This window comes from Phyllobacterium sp. CL33Tsu (assembly GCF_900113985.1).
Taxonomy (GTDB): Bacteria; Pseudomonadota; Alphaproteobacteria; order Rhizobiales; family Rhizobiaceae; genus Phyllobacterium; species Phyllobacterium pellucidum.
In genome coordinates this window covers 51,884-66,400 of record NZ_FORJ01000002.1, presented here as the reverse complement: position 1 = coordinate 66,400, position 14,517 = coordinate 51,884, and the positions used below count along the sequence as shown (strand labels likewise).

Here is a 14,517-nt window from a genome sequence, read left to right as displayed (position 1 = left end):
GTTTTTCGCAATCGGGACATAAAATGAACTTGCCGGTCAAAAACCTCATGCGCCTTTCATTCGGCGCCGTTCTGATTTCGGGGCTCGGCGCCTGCGCAAATAACTCGGCGCAGCCGGTCATGGCGAATTCGCCGCTGACCGGACCCGTCAATACCGGCACCTATCCGCATTTTACGCCGGACCCGAAAGGCGAGACGACGCAATTTACCCCGGAAGAGAAGCAGGCGCTGATCGCCAGGACTACGGCGGCAAAGACAGCCGCGCAATCCGGTCCCTCGGCCGATCCGGCGGCGGCTGCCAAGAAGCAGGCGGATTTGCAGAAGCTGATCAAGCAGCAGCAGGACGATTTGACGGCGATCGAAGGCAAGAAGACAACGCCCTAGTTTTGGCCGCATCTTTCCCACAATGAGGTGGGAGGCTGTCGCGATCGCCGGCGCGAATGCCCGCAATGATTACTCGACCGCTGTAGCGTTTCGTTGTATAGCGCGACGCGCATAATTAACCCTTTTAACCGGACCCAGCCTATGGAAGAATTTCATAAAGTTCGCCGCCTCCCGCCTTACGTTTTCGAACAGGTGAATCGCCTGAAGGCGAGCGCGCGAGCGGCGGGTGCGGATATTGTCGATCTCGGCATGGGCAACCCAGACCTGCCGACGCCCCAGGGAATTGTCGACAAGCTGTGCGAGGCCGTGCAGGACCCGCGCACGCATCGCTATTCGGCATCGAAAGGCATCCCCGGTTTGCGTCGGGCCCAGGCTGCCTATTATGAGCGGCGCTTCGGCGTGAAGCTCAATCCGGACACGCAGGTCGTCGCGACCCTTGGCTCGAAAGAAGGCTTCGCCAACATGGCGCAGGCGATCACCGCTCCGGGCGACGTCGTGCTTTGCCCCGATCCGACCTATCCGATCCATGCTTTCGGCTTCATCATGTCGGGCGGCGTCATCCGCTCCATTCCGGCAAAGCCCGACGATCAGTTCATTCCGGCGTTGGAACGCGGCATTCGCCACTCCATTCCAAAGCCGCTCGCACTTATTCTGAACTACCCGTCCAATCCGACCGCCCATGTCGCGTCGCTCGATTTCTACAAGGACGTCGTGGCTTTCGCCCGCAAGAACGAGATCATCATTCTATCGGATCTCGCCTATTCGGAGATCTATTTCGACGGCGCGCCGCCTCCCTCGGTTTTGCAGGTGCCGGGCGCGATCGATGTCGCGGTCGAGTTCACCTCGATGTCGAAGACCTTCTCGATGCCCGGATGGCGCATGGGCTTTGCCGTCGGCAATGAGCGGCTGATCGCGGCGCTGACCCGGGTCAAATCATACCTCGATTACGGCGCGTTCACGCCTATCCAGGTTGCGGCGGCCGCTGCACTCAACGGCGACGGCTCCGACATCGCGGAAGTGCGCGGCATCTACAAGCGCCGGCGTGACGTTCTCGTCGACAGCTTCGGCCGGGCAGGCTGGGATGTGCCGCCACCGGCGGCGACCATGTTCGCCTGGGCGCCGATCCCGGAAAAATTCCGCAGCCTCGGCTCGCTCCAGTTTTCCAAGCTGCTGATCGAACACGCTGACGTTGCGGTCGCCCCCGGCATCGGTTTCGGCGAGCATGGCGACGACTACATTCGCATCGCTCTGGTCGAGAACGAGCACCGGATACGTCAGGCCGCACGCAGTCTGAAGCGGTTTCTTGCCACGGCCGACGAAAAACTGCACAACGTCATCCCGTTGAACGTTCGTCGTTGATCTGGCGGCGTTCGCAGTAAAATCGACGGCGCCATCCGGCGCCGTTTCAGCAAAATTTCAGGGAATTGCATGATGAGTGAAGCGCTGCGCGTGGGTATCGCCGGACTGGGTACTGTTGGTGCCTCCGTTCTGAAAATATTGCGTGACCGGGGCGAAATGCTCACTCGCCAGTGCGGCAAGGAAATCGTGGTTACTGCCGTTTCGGCGCGTGACCGCAAGCGCGACCGTGGCGTCGACTTTTCCTCGGCGAGTTGGTTCGAAGACCCGGTGGCGCTCGCCAAATCAAACGACATCGACGTTTTCATCGAATTGATCGGCGGTGACGAAGGACCGGCGCGTGCCGCCGTGGAGGCTGCGCTGAAATCGGGCCGGCACGTCATCACCGCCAACAAGGCCCTGCTTGCCAAGCATGGCGTCGCCCTGGCAAAGATCGCGGAGGAGAAGGGCGTTCTCCTCAACTTCGAGGCGGCAGTCGCCGGGGGCATCCCCGTCATCAAGGCGCTGCGCGAGTCGCTCACCGGCAATACTGTTTCGCGCGTCTATGGCATCATGAACGGCACCTGCAACTATATCCTCACGCGCATGTGGGAAGAGGGTATCTCGTTCGATGCCTGTCTCGCCGATGCGCAGCGTCTCGGCTATGCGGAAGCGGACCCGACCTTCGACATCGAGGGCAATGATACGGCACACAAGCTCGCAATCCTGACGAGCCTTGCATTCGGCACCCAGATTTCCGCAGACGACATCTATCTCGAGGGTATCAGCAACATCTCGCTCGCCGATATCAAGGCGGCCGACGAACTCGGCTATCGCATCAAGTTGCTGGGCGTGGCCCTGAAAACCGACAGTGGCATAGAGCAGCGCGTTCATCCGACGATGGTGCCGGTCGAATCCGTCATTGCGCAGGTCCACGGCGTCACCAATGCGGTCGCGATTGAAACCGATCTTCTGGGTGAATTGCTGTTGTCAGGACCTGGCGCCGGCGGCGCGGCGACGGCCTCGGCCGTTATTGGCGACCTTGCCGATATTGCCAAAAGCCGGCCGGGTTTCCAGCACGGTCCTGTGTTCGGTACACCGGCAAAGGCGCTGGCGCCTTACAAGCGGGCGCGGATGCGCTCGCACGAGGGCGGCTACTTCATCCGCCTGACGGTGCACGACCGCGCCGGCGTGTTTGCCGCTATCGCCAAGCGCATGGCTGACAACGATATCTCGCTCGAATCCATCGTCCAGCGCCAGAGCGCCGACAACCAGCCGGAAGCGACGAAGACGGTTATTCTTGTCACGCACGAGACCACTGAGGCTGCGGTGAAGAAAGCGCTTGAGGGGATCGTCAAGGACGGCCACGCGACCGACAAACCGCAAATGATCCGTATCGAACGGGCGGGTTGAGACGGCCTCGCGCGGCCGCAACCACTGGAAGAAACTGCGCCTAGGGCGTTTAATCGATTAGCTTTTTTGCGAGCCCTTGCCGCATCGGTGCGACTTTGACAAAAGGTTTGCATACCGATGCTAAGGAGAGCTGTGGCGATCCGAAAATACGGCGTCGCCACACCAACGCAGGAAAAACTATGCTGAAAACCTCCGAACAAAATGGTCTCGATCGCATCCTTACCCTCGAATTGGTGCGCGTAACCGAGCGGGCAGCGGTGGCTGCTGCACGCCTGCGCGGCCGGGGTGACGAGATGGCGGCCGATCAGGCGGCTGTGGATGCGATGCGTCAGGAGCTCAATCGGCTCCCCATTGCCGGAACCGTGGTGATCGGCGAGGGCGAGCGCGACGAGGCGCCTATGCTCTACATCGGCGAAGAAGTCGGCACGCGGAACGGTCCCGCCGTCGATATCGCCCTCGACCCGCTTGAAGGGACGACGATCTGCGCCAAGAACCTGCCCAACTCCCTCGCGGTCATCGCGATAGCCGAGAAGGGCAATCTTCTCTATGCACCCGACGTCTACATGGAAAAGATCGCCGTTGGTCCGGGTTATCCGGCCGGGATCATCAATCTCGACGCGCCTGCCATCGAAAATATCACCGCCGTTGCCAAGGCAAAGGGCGTGCCGCTCAATGAAATCACCGCCTGCATCATGGACCGCCCACGTCATGCGCGCCTGATCGAGGAGGTGCGTGCGACGGGCGCTGCAATTCGCCTGATCGGTGATGGCGACGTTGCCGGCGTCATCCATACGACGGATCCGGACGAGACCGGTATCGACATCTATCTCGGCATTGGCGGCGCCCCTGAGGGCGTACTTGCCGCGGCGGCGCTTCGCTGCATCGGCGGCCAGATGCAGGGGCGTTTGCAGCTCAACAGCGACGACAAGATCGCACGCGCCGCCAAGATGGGCATCTCCGATCCCAAGAAGGTCTATACGATGGAAGAAATGGCGAAGGGCGACGTGCTCTTTGCCGCCACGGGCGTGACCGACGGCAACATGCTCAGCGGCGTCAAGTTTGCCCGCGACTACATCCAGACGCATACGGTCGTCATGCGTTCGCATTCGCAGACGGTGCGCGAGATCAAGGCCAAGCATCAGGACATGGCCAAGTTTCAGTAACGACGCGCCCGCCTTCACATAAAGCTGCCTGTCTCGTTCGGGACCGGCAGCTTTTTTTTACGATAATTACTGCTGATTTCACTCTACCCTATTGGGATCACGTGTTTTTTGGTATTTTGTCATATGAGTACCTCTTCGCAACGGGTCAGGCATGAATATCCATTACGGAATTGTCTGCAATATATTGTCGATACTTTTGGTTTTAGTGCCGTTTTCTCCGCTTCATGCGCAGGAAACGGACCTGGATCTCATTCAAGGCTACCGTTCGCGCGATATCCTCGTCGGTCTGCCTGATACCTCCGGCCCCTTCACCGTCATCAGCCGCAATGCCGATCCGCAGAATTTCAGCGCGACTGTCGAATATGGCGGCGTGGATGCGCGAGCGATCGTCTCGGTCAACGGGGTCCGTGCCAGCAATGTCGCCGGCATGTACCCGGTCAAGGACGGCCCCGATGATCCAGTGGTGCGCAGCCTGCTCGACCAGGCATTCCAATACCATTCGAGCCAGCCCAACCAAGTGGCGCAGCGGACCAATATAAGTTACGGCAACCGCGCCATGGCCTGTGTCAGCTCTGATGATCCCCAGAAAAAGGACGACTTTCTCGTTTGCGCCACAGGCGTGCTCGGGCGCTACATGCTGATTCAGCCCGTAATGAATTATCGCCTCAGCTCCAAGGAGGTCGTCGACCGGCAACTTGCCGATTTCGCCTCCGCCATGGCCTCCGCCATCAGCGAACTTGCGCTGCCTCCTGCCAGCAACTGACACCCGTTGGCGTGATTGGCGTTGGATAGGCCTTTCGAAGCATTGCTTTCGCAGTCGGCGGGTGATTGAACGATGCAATGACATCGGCACGGCTCTTCCTCGGCGTTGAAAAATCGGCAACCGGCCTGAAATGGGTGGACCGGCTCGCCCAGCGCGAGGCGAACATCGCGCTCGCTATGGCGCAGAACCATGGTTTTCCGGATATCGTGACCCGGGTGCTGGCCGGCAGGGGTGTAGGGCTCGACGAGGCGGTTGCCTTCATGGACCCGACGCTGAAAAGCCTGATGCCCGATCCCACATCGCTGACCGATATGGAAATCGCGGCGGCACGCATCGCGCGGGCAATTGCAGGGCGCGAAAAGGTCGCCATCTTCGGCGACTACGACGTTGACGGGGCCGCCTCCTCGGCGATCCTGTCAAGGTTCCTCAGCCATTATGGCATCGCCAATCGCATTTATATTCCTGACCGGATTTTCGAAGGCTACGGTCCCAATCCTGCGGCGATGCAGGAACTCGCGCAACAGGCGAGCCTGATTGTAACAGTCGACTGTGGAACCAACAGCGCGGCCGCCATCGAGGCGGCGAAGGCTGCGGGCGCCGATGTCGTTGTGCTCGACCATCACCAGCTTGGCGGCGCGTTGCCGGCTGCCGCGCTTGCCGTGGTCAACCCCAATCGCGAGGACGATCTTTCGGGGCAGGGCCACCTTTGTGCTGCAGGCGTCGTGTTCCTGACGCTCGTGCAGACGCTGCGCGCGATGCGCGAACTGGGTGTCGGCGCGAGCGCGCCCCCGTTCGACCTCTTGTCGTTGCTCGACCTTGCCGCGCTTGCGACCGTTTGCGATGTCGTGCCGCTGCAGGGACTCAACCGTGCCTTCGTCGTCAAGGGCATCCTTGTGGCACGGGCCCAGCAAAATGTCGGCCTTGCGGCCCTCGCGCGTGTTGCGCGCATTGGTGAACCGCTCAATGCCTTTCACTTTGCCTATCTGATCGGCCCCCGCATCAATGCCGGCGGGCGTATAGGTGATGCCGGCCTCGGCGCGCGTCTCTTGACGCTGGACGATCCAAACGAAGCGCTGCGCATTGCCGAGGAACTCAACCGCCTCAATCAGGAACGCCAGGCGATGGAAACCGCCATGCTGGAACAGGCTGAAGCGGAGGCAATGACCGAACTTTCAGCAGCCGCCGGCCCCGCCATCGTCGTTACTGCGAATGACGACTGGCATCCGGGGATCGTCGGGCTGATCGCGGCCCGGCTGAAAGAAAAAACCCGGCGTCCGGCTTTTGCCATCGCGTTCAATGCCAATGGCACCGGCGCGGGCTCCGGCCGCTCCATCCACGGGTTCGACCTCGGCAGGCTGGTACGCGGCGCGGTCGAACAGGGCTTTCTCGTCAAGGGCGGCGGGCATGCCATGGCAGCCGGCATAACCGTGGAACGCGGCAAACTCGGCGCCTTGCGGGCCTTTTTCGAAGAAAATGCAGCGGCCATGGTCGGGGAATTGCGCGGCAATGAATCGCTGGAAATCGACGGAGCGCTCAGCGCCGCCGGCGCCACCGTGGCCTTGCACGACTTGATGGAACGGGCTGGACCCTATGGTTCGGGGCATCCACAACCCGTGCTTGTGCTGCCGCATCACCGCCTGACCGATGCGCGGGAAGTGGGAAGTGGCCATGTGCGCGCGACACTCGTCAGTGCCGATGGCTCGCGGATCAATGCCATGGCGTTTCGCGCCGTCGGAAGCCCGCTCAGCGATTTCCTTTTCAAAAATCTCGGCCAAACCATCCACGTTGCGGGCAATCTCTCCCTCAACCACTGGAATGGTTCGACAACCACACAGTTTCGCATTCTCGATGCGGCACGTGCTGCCTGACCGGAGCTTCTCTTCTTCGCAATTTCCAAGATTGCTGTTTTAATTCCGGAGCAAATGTTCTATTTTTGTTCTCAATGTGAGAGCCTCGGAACATGCGCAAGCCGACCCATCCTGAAAAGCTATATCTGGATTTTGACAGTTTCTTTGCGAGCGCCGAGCAGCAACTCAATCCGGCGCTGCAGGGAAGGCCAATAGCGGTCGTTCCGCTCGATTCGCCCTATACCAGCGTGATCGCCGCAAGCCGAGAAGCCAAGCCATTCGGCATCAAGACGGGCACTTCAGTACGTGAGGCGCGGGAGAAATGCCCGGACATCGTGTTCATCGAGGCGCGGCCTGATATATACGTGCGCCTGCACAACCGCATCCTTGAAATCATCGAGCGGTGCGTTCCGATTGCCGCGGTGCGCTCGATCGACGAGCTTGCCTGCACGCTGCTCGAATCCGAAGCGCGGCAGGCAGCGGAGCTCTCGTCGCGCATCAAGCGATCGTTGCGCGACGAGTTTGGTCCGGTGCTCACCTGTTCGATCGGCATCTCGTTCAATGAACTGCTCGCCAAGATTGCGGCGGAGATCGATAAACCGGATGGCTTCGTGATTCTCGACCACGCGGATCTGCCGGGGAAATTGCTGGGTCTTGCCTTGCGCGATCTGCCGGGTATCTCGAAGGGCATGGAGACGCGTCTCATAGAGGCAGGCGTCACCGATATTGCAGGCCTTTGGGCACTTGCCCCCAAGCATGCGCGGGCGATCTGGAACAGCGTCGAAGGCGAACGTTTCGTTGCCGCCTTGCACGGTTACTCAGTCGAAAAGCCGGAAACGATCAAGCGCATGTTCGGCCATGGCCGCAATTTGCCTCCGGACTGGCGGACGCCGCAAAAGGTGCTGCAATGTGCGCGTCTTTTGACAATGAGCGCGGCACGAAGGCTGCGCCGTTCACATCATCGCGCCGGGGCGCTGACCTACACCGTGGGTACGCGCCGCGAAAACCGCACAAGCATGGACAAGCGATTCAGGCCGGCGCGCGACGATCATACTTTTCTCAATGCACTCAATGAATTGCACGAGAAATTTGTGATGTCAGGCGAAATGAACAACATCAGTTCGGTTACCGTCGTCCTGCATGAGCTCTCCGAGGAGCAGGAAGCCAGTCGCGACCTGTTCGATACGCGCGATAGCTGTAGAGCGCAGAGTCAGTGGGAGCGGGTGTCTGATGTTCTCGACACGATCAGGGTAAGGCACGGATCCAGGGCGCTGAACCTTGGTCCAGCGAACGGGCCCGGAAACTACATAGGGTCGAAGATCGCATTTGGCCGAATACCTGCCGCCGAGGATTTTTGAGCGACGCTTCGTTACGTCTGCGGTGGTTGCGAGATCGAGTGGCGGATCTGCTCCTGGAGGCGCAGAAGCCGGCCGGGGCTCATTGCTGCGGGCGGACTGTAGGGGTTGGAGAAGGCATAAATGAGAAACAGGATAATGCCGGTATAGGCGCCGAACATGGAGATGAGAACGATATTTCGTCGCTGCGGCGGATAGGAATAATAGGCGAGCGCAATGAACACGACGCCGGAGAGAGCCGCGAACCAGAAGATGCCGCTCATCGAGTCGGCGACATTGCTTTCCCGCTTGGTTCGGCTTTCGGCAACTGTGTAGAGACGCTCAAGCATGTGGTTGCGCAGGCTTTCCTCGCGCTTGTTCGTCGGTTCGAGATCAAGCACGGCCGCATAGGCTGCGTCCCACTTCGCCCAGGCCTCCGGAGTCAGGCGGTCGGTGGCGCCGAGGATCGCCCACTCCTTGTCGACCACCACGCTGATATATTCGCTGAGCGGCGTCTGGATCGCCCCGGCATGGCCGCCGCCATAGCGGCCCGCGTCGAAGTAGATATCGGCAATGGCGTTGGATTCGGTCGCGGTTTCATTGCGAAGCTGCTGGTAGTCGATCATCTCCTGCGCAAAGACGAGAGCCAGGATCAGTCCGTGCAAGGCCGATACGCGGAAGATGATCGAACTTGCCAGATCGCGTTCCTGGCCATCGGGATCGCCGCCCGTAATGAGGCGCATCAGGAAATAGGCGATGAGCGTCAGGGTTATCGTTCCGCCAACGAACAGCACCGCGACAAGAAGCTCAAATGCCATGTATTCCCCCGGAACCAGCGCAATTGCCTGGTTAATCTACTGTGTTTCCGGAAAAAGGACAGGAGATGAGGTTTGATCAGGCTGACTGTCGGGCAAAGGCCAGGATGAAGCTGATCAATGCCGCTATGCTGGTGAGCGTGCGGACATGGTTCCACGGCAGCCATTCGGCAAGGTAACGCATCCAGAGAGCTGCGCTCTCGAGGCTCGCCGGGTTGGCGGTGGCAAGCGCGTCATTCAGCGGCACGTTGAAGATCATCGTCACGGCGATCGTGCCGATCAGGAAGAGCAGGCTTCCCGCTACGAGCCACATCGATCCGGGCTCGGACCAGCGGAGAAATCCGACCACGCCAAGCCCAAGACACAAAATAGTTGTTCCGAAGAAGGCGACGCTAAAGCTGAGGTTGAGAATGGTCACGTTGATCGAGTTCATGGCAGTAATGCCTTGATCGGCGGGAAGGCGAGCGAGCGCCGCCATGACGAAGCTCGAGAACGCGAAGAACAGCCCGGCCATCAGACCGCTGCCAAGGGCGGCAAGAAGAGTGAGGATTGGAATGAGAGCAATCATTTCACTTGCTCCCATACGCCGGCCGCGGCGCCCGCTTGGGCGAATTCGGCAAAATCCCGTGGTGCCCGGCCGAGTGCCCGCTGCACGCCATCGGTGAGATATTCATTGCGTCCATCCAGCACCGAGCGGAAAAGCTCATCGATCAACGCGGCGACATCATCAGGAACGCCATCGGCCGCCAGCCCCTGCATGAAGACGTCGTGAGGAATCGGCGTGAAGTGGATATCGCGGCGGGTCGCCTTGGCGATTTCCGCGGTCGCCTCGGCAAATGTGATCAGGCGCGGCCCGGTGACCTCGTAAAGCTCGCCGATGTGCCTCGTATCCGTCAGGGCGGCGACGACGATTTCGGCGATGTCATCAGCATGGATGAAGGGTTCGCGCACGCCTTGCACCGGCAGCGCAAGATCACCGGCAAGGATCGGTTCGCGAAAGAAGCTCTCGCTGAAGTTCTCCGCAAACCAGCTCGCGCGTACGATCGTCCAGTCCGCCCCCGACGCCTGCAGGGCCTGTTCGGCGCGTTGCGCTTCCGGTTCTCCGCGCCCGGAAAGGAGAACGAGACGCTTCACGCCCTTGCGAACGGCAAGGCGGGCTAGCTCACCGACGGCGTCCGCGGCGCCCGGCACGGCGAGATCCGGGTAGTAGGTGATGTAGGCCGCCGACACACCCTCCAGTGCCACAGCCCATGTATCGGGATTTTCCCAATCGAAGGCCGGAGTTCCTTGGCGCGAACCGATGCGGACGGGAAGGCCGAGGGCGGCAAGGCGCTTGGCCACGCGTCGGCCGGTCTTGCCCGTGCCGCCAACGATCAGAACAGGAAATTTCGAACTATGGAACGTTGTCATTTTCAGCTCCCATTAAATATGAGGAAGTCTCATATTTGCAAATGTGATAAATCCTCATATTATAGGAGTCAAGAAAAATGTGAGGAACACTCATGAATGACACTGGCATCGTGGCAACAGAGTTGGGGACGCGGCGCGAACCCACCCAGAAACGCAGCCGCGAACGGGTTGAGCGTATATTGGCGTGCGCCTCGGCGCTGATTGAAAAAAGCGGCAGCGATGCCATGCGCATGAGCGATGTCGCCGAAATGGCAGGCATATCGATCGGTTCGCTCTACCAGTATTTCCCCGACAAGGCAGCAATCATTCGGACGCTGGCGGAACGCTATAATGTGGCCGGCCAGCAATGCATTGTCGAAGGACTGGAAGGGGTTGGCGACAAGGTGGGTTTGCGCCGGGCGTTCGGCGAATTGATCGATATTTATTATGCGATGTTCCTGGCCGAGCCGGTGATGCGCGATATCTGGTCGGGCATGCAGGCCGACAAGGCGCTGCGTGATATCGATCTTGCCGATAGCCGCATCAATGGCGCGGTACTGGCGAGCGCCCGTGCACGCGTCAATCCCGTTGCCGACCGGACCGAACTCGAGCGGTCGAGTTTTCTCATCATGCAGCTTGGCGAAGCGACGATGCGCCTTGCCATCTCGGTCGAGCGGGCGGAGGGCGATGCCTTGGTCGAGCACTTCAAGAACATGGTCTTGCGGGAGATGGATCAAGAATGAGCAAGCCGACGATCGATACCTGCGCCGAAATCTTCCTCAACGGCGAAGCGCTTATCGAGACTATTCCTGATACATACGTTGCAAAAAGCGGGCTGCAGGGGCAGGGGCTTTTCACCAGCCGTGCCTGGGCGAGGGACGAGGTACTTTGTGTTCTCGATGGTCAGTTGGTGGAAGCGAAGCGTTACCCGGTCTTGCTGACGGAAATGGAATGGAATGCGCTGCCGGGCGAAATGCTGCTGGTTCGTCCCTTGCGCACGAGCTACGGCTTTATCAACCACAGTTTCAATCCCAGTATCGAGATCGGCGCCGACTATCGCACCATGCGGGCAATACGCTCCATCGCCGCAGGCGAAGAACTGACGCTCGACTATGCGGTGCAGCCGGTACCCGACGGCTACATGCAACGGGACGATACGACGTTCATGCAGGACGACGACTAGATAAAGCCGATCCAGCGTCCCGCAATGACGGCGCATATCCAGACGGTCAACGATATGAGCGCGGCGACCCGCGCTCCGCCGGACACTTGCTTTTCGAACCGCCAGGACCGGCTGCGGCTGAGCAGCAATGCATTGCCCAGGCCCAGCGCGATCAAGCCAAGTTTGGCAAGGAAGGCAGGGTTGTTGACGTACGCCACCGGCCGCACGGAGAACAGGATGAACCCCGTCAGCATGGCAAGCGCGACGCCCGTTGCCGCTACGCGGATGAGAGGCGGCGCAAGCATGTTCACAGGGTACTGCTTGAACAGGCCGAGAATGCGAAGATCAAGCGTGACGATGGCGCCGATGAGCAGGCCGACGGATATGATATGGACGGCGTTGGCGATCAGATATGCAATCTGATAGCGCCGCAGCAGCACGGCGACCGGCCATTCGGAGAGTCCCTGCAGCAGCTCGACGAAACCGCTGTTCACTGCGTTTTTATACGCTCGGGATAAAGATCATAGGTCTTGCCCGCGACCGAAATCCTCACCGCTTTCATACGCTTCTCTTGCGGGTCGGTGGAACGGTTGCCGAGCGCGACGATTTCATCACCCTCTTTTGCCGACCCCTCGATGAAGCCGGCGCGCGTGGTCTGGTTATGATTGGCAAGTTCGATGCGCCAAAGCCCATCGCTCGCGGTTTCGACATCAAGGGTCGGGTGCGGCGGCCCAATATAGATTTCCCGGATAATGCCGCGCTGTTCGATCTGGTCGGCTTCGGCCCAGGACCAGCCGTGATGTGCGAGCGCACCGGTGGCGAATATCGCTGCAACGGCGGCACCACTGAAAATTCGGCCTAGCAGAGTCTGCATGACTGCCTCCCTTTTCAATTGCCTGACAGGTCAAACTATCCCATCGATTAGCGGGAAGGCCAAACAACAGTCTTGTGAAGGCCGGGCAGCGTCACTCGGGCAGCCCGGCCTTGCGATATCCCTCGACAAACAATTGCCGCGTCTCCGGATCGCGGAATGGCTGCGATTCCGCCCACTTTCCGATGGAAAAGTTCGGGTTGTTGGCCATGAAGAGCGCTGCCTCCTGGCGGGCTTCGTTCAGATTTCCAGCCTGCGCAAGGCTTGCCGCAAGAATGCGTCGGGCCCCAGTGCGGTATGCGGGGCCGCCGCGCACGGTTTCGATCGCTTTTTCATATTGGCCGGCGACGTAATATACGAGGCTCTGTTCCCAATAATATGAGGCGGTCGGATGCGGATTTAGCCTGAACGCCTGTTCCATGACGTCCATGGCTTCGCTCGCTTGTCCGGCAAAGGCGAGAAGCTCTGCGCGAAAGATCAACGCGTCCGCTGAGTTCCGATCCATTGCGATCGCTGCATCGAACGCCGCGTCCGATTCCGACCATTGCCCTTCATAGGCAAGGAGATAACCCAATATCCAGCGACTTTGAGCGTCATTGGCATCGAGGGCCACTGCCTTTTTAGCCATTTCAAGCGACAGTCTGCGGTTGTCGCTGCTAGCATACATGGCATTTGCCCAGGTGGACCACAGATTGAATGCCAACCAGCCATGGGCTTCGGCGTAAGATGGATCGATTGCGATCGCCTGCTGCAGCAGGACGATGGATTCGTAGATGGCTTCAGGGGATCCGGCGGAATTCCAGCCAAGCGAGCGCGCGCGCACGCAAAGATCATAGGCTTTCATGCTCTTTGGGCGATTGCGCATGGGCGGGACGATAAGTCGTCCAACAAGCGCCTCCACGATCCTTGCCGCCACGTCGTCCTGCACCGCAAAAATATCCTCGATCTCACGGTCGTATCGCTCGGCCCACAGGTAGCCGCCGCCGAGCGTGTCTACGAGCTGAACGTTGACGCGCACTCTCTCTGCGGAACGGCGGGCGCTTCCTTCGAGCAGGTAACGCACGCCAAGCTCGGTGGCGATCTGGCGGACGTCCACCGGTTTTCCCTTGTAGGCAAAGGCTGAATGCTGGGCGATGACGAAAAGGCCGGGCGTGCGCGAAAGCTCGGTAATGAGGTCTTCGGTAAGCCCATCGGCGAAGGCGCCATGCTCGGCATTGGCGCCCATCGTGTTGAACGGCAGTACCGCAATGGACGGCCGCGGCGGCAACGACAATGGCGTGGACTGACCACCATCCGCTCCTGGCGGCTGCTGCGGACACGGCCGGACGCGGTAGGCATGAACCGACTTGGCGAAATTCTTCATCGAAACGGGCCCGAGATCGTCATACTCCGCAACGACCTCACGACAGACCTGATCGAATACGTTGGACGAGATCGTTATGTCGCCGGCGTTGCCATGACTTTCGAGCCTTACGGCGAGATTGACGCCGTTGCCGTAGAGGTCCTTGCCCTCGACGATGACATCGCCGAGGCTGATACCGATGCGCAGCACATACTGGCGGGTCTCGGGCAATCCTTCATTGGCCGCGTCCATGTCCCGCTGCAGTTCCACGGCGCAGCGAACCGCGCTTGCGGCGCTGGCAAATTCCGCAAGAATTCCGTCGCCGAGGATTTTAACGAGGCGCCCCTCGTGGCGGAGCAGCAGCGGGTCGAGAACATCGCGGCGCCGGGCCTTCAGACGGGAGAGGGTGCCTGCCTCATCCTGCTCCATATGGCGCGTATAGCCGACCACGTCGGCGACGAAAATCGCAGCGAGTCGTCGTTTGACACGTTCATCTGCCATATCAGGTGTCGCCCCCGATCCCCATCTGACGCACTCAGTTAATCACGGTGTTTGGCATGCGCCAAGTCGGTGTATTACTGCGTGTCTGCCCTGCTTGCTATTGCATCAGAGGGATTAGGGCCTGGCTTTCAGCCATTCGCATATGAGAAACACTTGCCTGACCGAGCGGATTGCACTAGCCAATAGAACACACGAATGA

15 protein-coding genes are annotated in these 14,517 nt (G+C 60.0%); 9 read left to right on the top strand and 6 right to left on the bottom strand.

From position 1 onward, the window contains the following. Positions 1–23 precede the first annotated feature (23 nt). From BM074_RS09950 to BM074_RS09920, 7 genes are all read left to right on the top strand, one after another. On the top strand, positions 24–383 hold the full coding sequence (locus BM074_RS09950; protein WP_036814269.1) for a hypothetical protein: 360 nt from the start codon (positions 24–26) through the stop codon (positions 381–383). Between the two features lie 141 nt (positions 384–524). Continuing rightward, a complete protein-coding gene (locus BM074_RS09945; RefSeq protein ID WP_091921691.1) occupies positions 525–1,742 on the top strand; it encodes an LL-diaminopimelate aminotransferase in 1,218 nt (405 codons plus the stop codon). A gap of 72 nt (positions 1,743–1,814) precedes the next feature. Then, positions 1,815–3,131 (top strand): homoserine dehydrogenase, encoded by a 1,317-nt coding sequence (locus tag BM074_RS09940; RefSeq protein ID WP_091921689.1) that lies wholly within the window; start codon positions 1,815–1,817, stop codon positions 3,129–3,131. Positions 3,132–3,310: 179 nt separating this feature from the next. Beyond that, the gene (gene glpX, locus BM074_RS09935) at positions 3,311–4,294 is read left to right on the top strand and encodes a class II fructose-bisphosphatase (protein WP_027231447.1); all 984 of its coding nucleotides are present in this window, start codon (positions 3,311–3,313) and stop codon (positions 4,292–4,294) included. Positions 4,295–4,445: 151 nt separating this feature from the next. Then, positions 4,446–5,057, top strand: coding sequence for a hypothetical protein (locus BM074_RS09930; RefSeq protein ID WP_027231446.1), 612 nt, complete (start codon positions 4,446–4,448; stop codon positions 5,055–5,057). A gap of 77 nt (positions 5,058–5,134) precedes the next feature. Next, positions 5,135–6,925, top strand: coding sequence for a single-stranded-DNA-specific exonuclease RecJ (recJ, locus tag BM074_RS09925; protein ID WP_091921687.1), 1,791 nt, complete (start codon positions 5,135–5,137; stop codon positions 6,923–6,925). A gap of 92 nt (positions 6,926–7,017) precedes the next feature. Further along, a complete protein-coding gene (locus BM074_RS09920; protein WP_091921685.1) occupies positions 7,018–8,262 on the top strand; it encodes a Y-family DNA polymerase in 1,245 nt (414 codons plus the stop codon). Between the two features lie 11 nt (positions 8,263–8,273). Here the strand turns inward: BM074_RS09920 and BM074_RS09915 are convergent, their stop codons facing one another. The 3 genes from BM074_RS09915 to BM074_RS09905 all read right to left on the bottom strand — a co-directional run bounded on the left by BM074_RS09915 (position 8,274) and on the right by BM074_RS09905 (position 10,463). Next, positions 8,274–9,056, bottom strand: coding sequence for a bestrophin-like domain (locus BM074_RS09915; protein ID WP_091921683.1), 783 nt, complete (start codon positions 9,054–9,056; stop codon positions 8,274–8,276). A 76-nt stretch (positions 9,057–9,132) separates the two neighbouring features. After that, positions 9,133–9,621, bottom strand: a complete 489-nt coding sequence (locus BM074_RS09910; RefSeq protein WP_027231442.1) for an anthrone oxygenase family protein — start codon at positions 9,619–9,621, stop codon at positions 9,133–9,135. Further along, the gene (locus BM074_RS09905; protein ID WP_091921680.1) at positions 9,618–10,463 is read right to left on the bottom strand and encodes an NAD(P)H-binding protein; all 846 of its coding nucleotides are present in this window, start codon (positions 10,461–10,463) and stop codon (positions 9,618–9,620) included. The genes BM074_RS09910 and BM074_RS09905 overlap by 4 nt, the downstream gene beginning before the upstream one ends. A 92-nt stretch (positions 10,464–10,555) precedes the next feature. Here BM074_RS09905 and BM074_RS09900 point away from each other — a divergent pair, with 92 nt between their 5' ends. After that, positions 10,556–11,185, top strand: a complete 630-nt coding sequence (locus BM074_RS09900) for a TetR/AcrR family transcriptional regulator (protein WP_091921678.1) — start codon at positions 10,556–10,558, stop codon at positions 11,183–11,185. Then, entirely contained in the window at positions 11,182–11,625 is a 444-nt protein-coding gene (locus tag BM074_RS09895; RefSeq protein ID WP_091921676.1) for an SET domain-containing protein-lysine N-methyltransferase, read from the top strand. Before BM074_RS09900 ends, BM074_RS09895 begins: the two co-directional genes overlap by 4 nt. Here the strand turns inward: BM074_RS09895 and BM074_RS09890 are convergent. The 3 genes from BM074_RS09890 to BM074_RS09880 all read right to left on the bottom strand — a co-directional run bounded on the left by BM074_RS09890 (position 11,622) and on the right by BM074_RS09880 (position 14,318). Beyond that, complete coding sequence (locus BM074_RS09890; protein WP_091921674.1) at positions 11,622–12,098, bottom strand: DUF2214 domain-containing protein; 477 nt, start codon at positions 12,096–12,098, stop codon at positions 11,622–11,624. The two genes, BM074_RS09895 and BM074_RS09890, sit on opposite strands and share 4 nt — an antisense overlap. Then, complete coding sequence (locus BM074_RS09885) at positions 12,095–12,478, bottom strand: DUF6152 family protein (protein ID WP_091921672.1); 384 nt, start codon at positions 12,476–12,478, stop codon at positions 12,095–12,097. The genes BM074_RS09890 and BM074_RS09885 overlap by 4 nt, the downstream gene beginning before the upstream one ends. Positions 12,479–12,569: 91 nt before the next feature. Next, positions 12,570–14,318: an adenylate/guanylate cyclase domain-containing protein gene (locus BM074_RS09880; protein WP_091921670.1), complete on the bottom strand. Its 1,749-nt coding sequence runs from the start codon at positions 14,316–14,318 to the stop codon at positions 12,570–12,572. Positions 14,319–14,517: the final 199 nt, after the last annotated feature.

Coding starts and splice junctions, on each gene's coding strand:
- BM074_RS09950 (WP_036814269.1), top strand. CDS start 24: ATGAACTTGCCGGTCAAAAACCTCATGCGCCTTTCATTCGGCGCCGTT.
- BM074_RS09945 (WP_091921691.1), top strand. CDS start 525: ATGGAAGAATTTCATAAAGTTCGCCGCCTCCCGCCTTACGTTTTCGAA.
- BM074_RS09940 (WP_091921689.1), top strand. CDS start 1,815: ATGAGTGAAGCGCTGCGCGTGGGTATCGCCGGACTGGGTACTGTTGGT.
- glpX (WP_027231447.1), top strand. CDS start 3,311: ATGCTGAAAACCTCCGAACAAAATGGTCTCGATCGCATCCTTACCCTC.
- BM074_RS09930 (WP_027231446.1), top strand. CDS start 4,446: ATGAATATCCATTACGGAATTGTCTGCAATATATTGTCGATACTTTTG.
- recJ (WP_091921687.1), top strand. CDS start 5,135: ATGACATCGGCACGGCTCTTCCTCGGCGTTGAAAAATCGGCAACCGGC.
- BM074_RS09920 (WP_091921685.1), top strand. CDS start 7,018: ATGCGCAAGCCGACCCATCCTGAAAAGCTATATCTGGATTTTGACAGT.
- BM074_RS09915 (WP_091921683.1), bottom strand. CDS start 9,056: ATGGCATTTGAGCTTCTTGTCGCGGTGCTGTTCGTTGGCGGAACGATA.
- BM074_RS09910 (WP_027231442.1), bottom strand. CDS start 9,621: ATGATTGCTCTCATTCCAATCCTCACTCTTCTTGCCGCCCTTGGCAGC.
- BM074_RS09905 (WP_091921680.1), bottom strand. CDS start 10,463: ATGACAACGTTCCATAGTTCGAAATTTCCTGTTCTGATCGTTGGCGGC.
- BM074_RS09900 (WP_091921678.1), top strand. CDS start 10,556: ATGAATGACACTGGCATCGTGGCAACAGAGTTGGGGACGCGGCGCGAA.
- BM074_RS09895 (WP_091921676.1), top strand. CDS start 11,182: ATGAGCAAGCCGACGATCGATACCTGCGCCGAAATCTTCCTCAACGGC.
- BM074_RS09885 (WP_091921672.1), bottom strand. CDS start 12,478: ATGCAGACTCTGCTAGGCCGAATTTTCAGTGGTGCCGCCGTTGCAGCG.
- BM074_RS09880 (WP_091921670.1), bottom strand. CDS start 14,318: ATGGCAGATGAACGTGTCAAACGACGACTCGCTGCGATTTTCGTCGCC.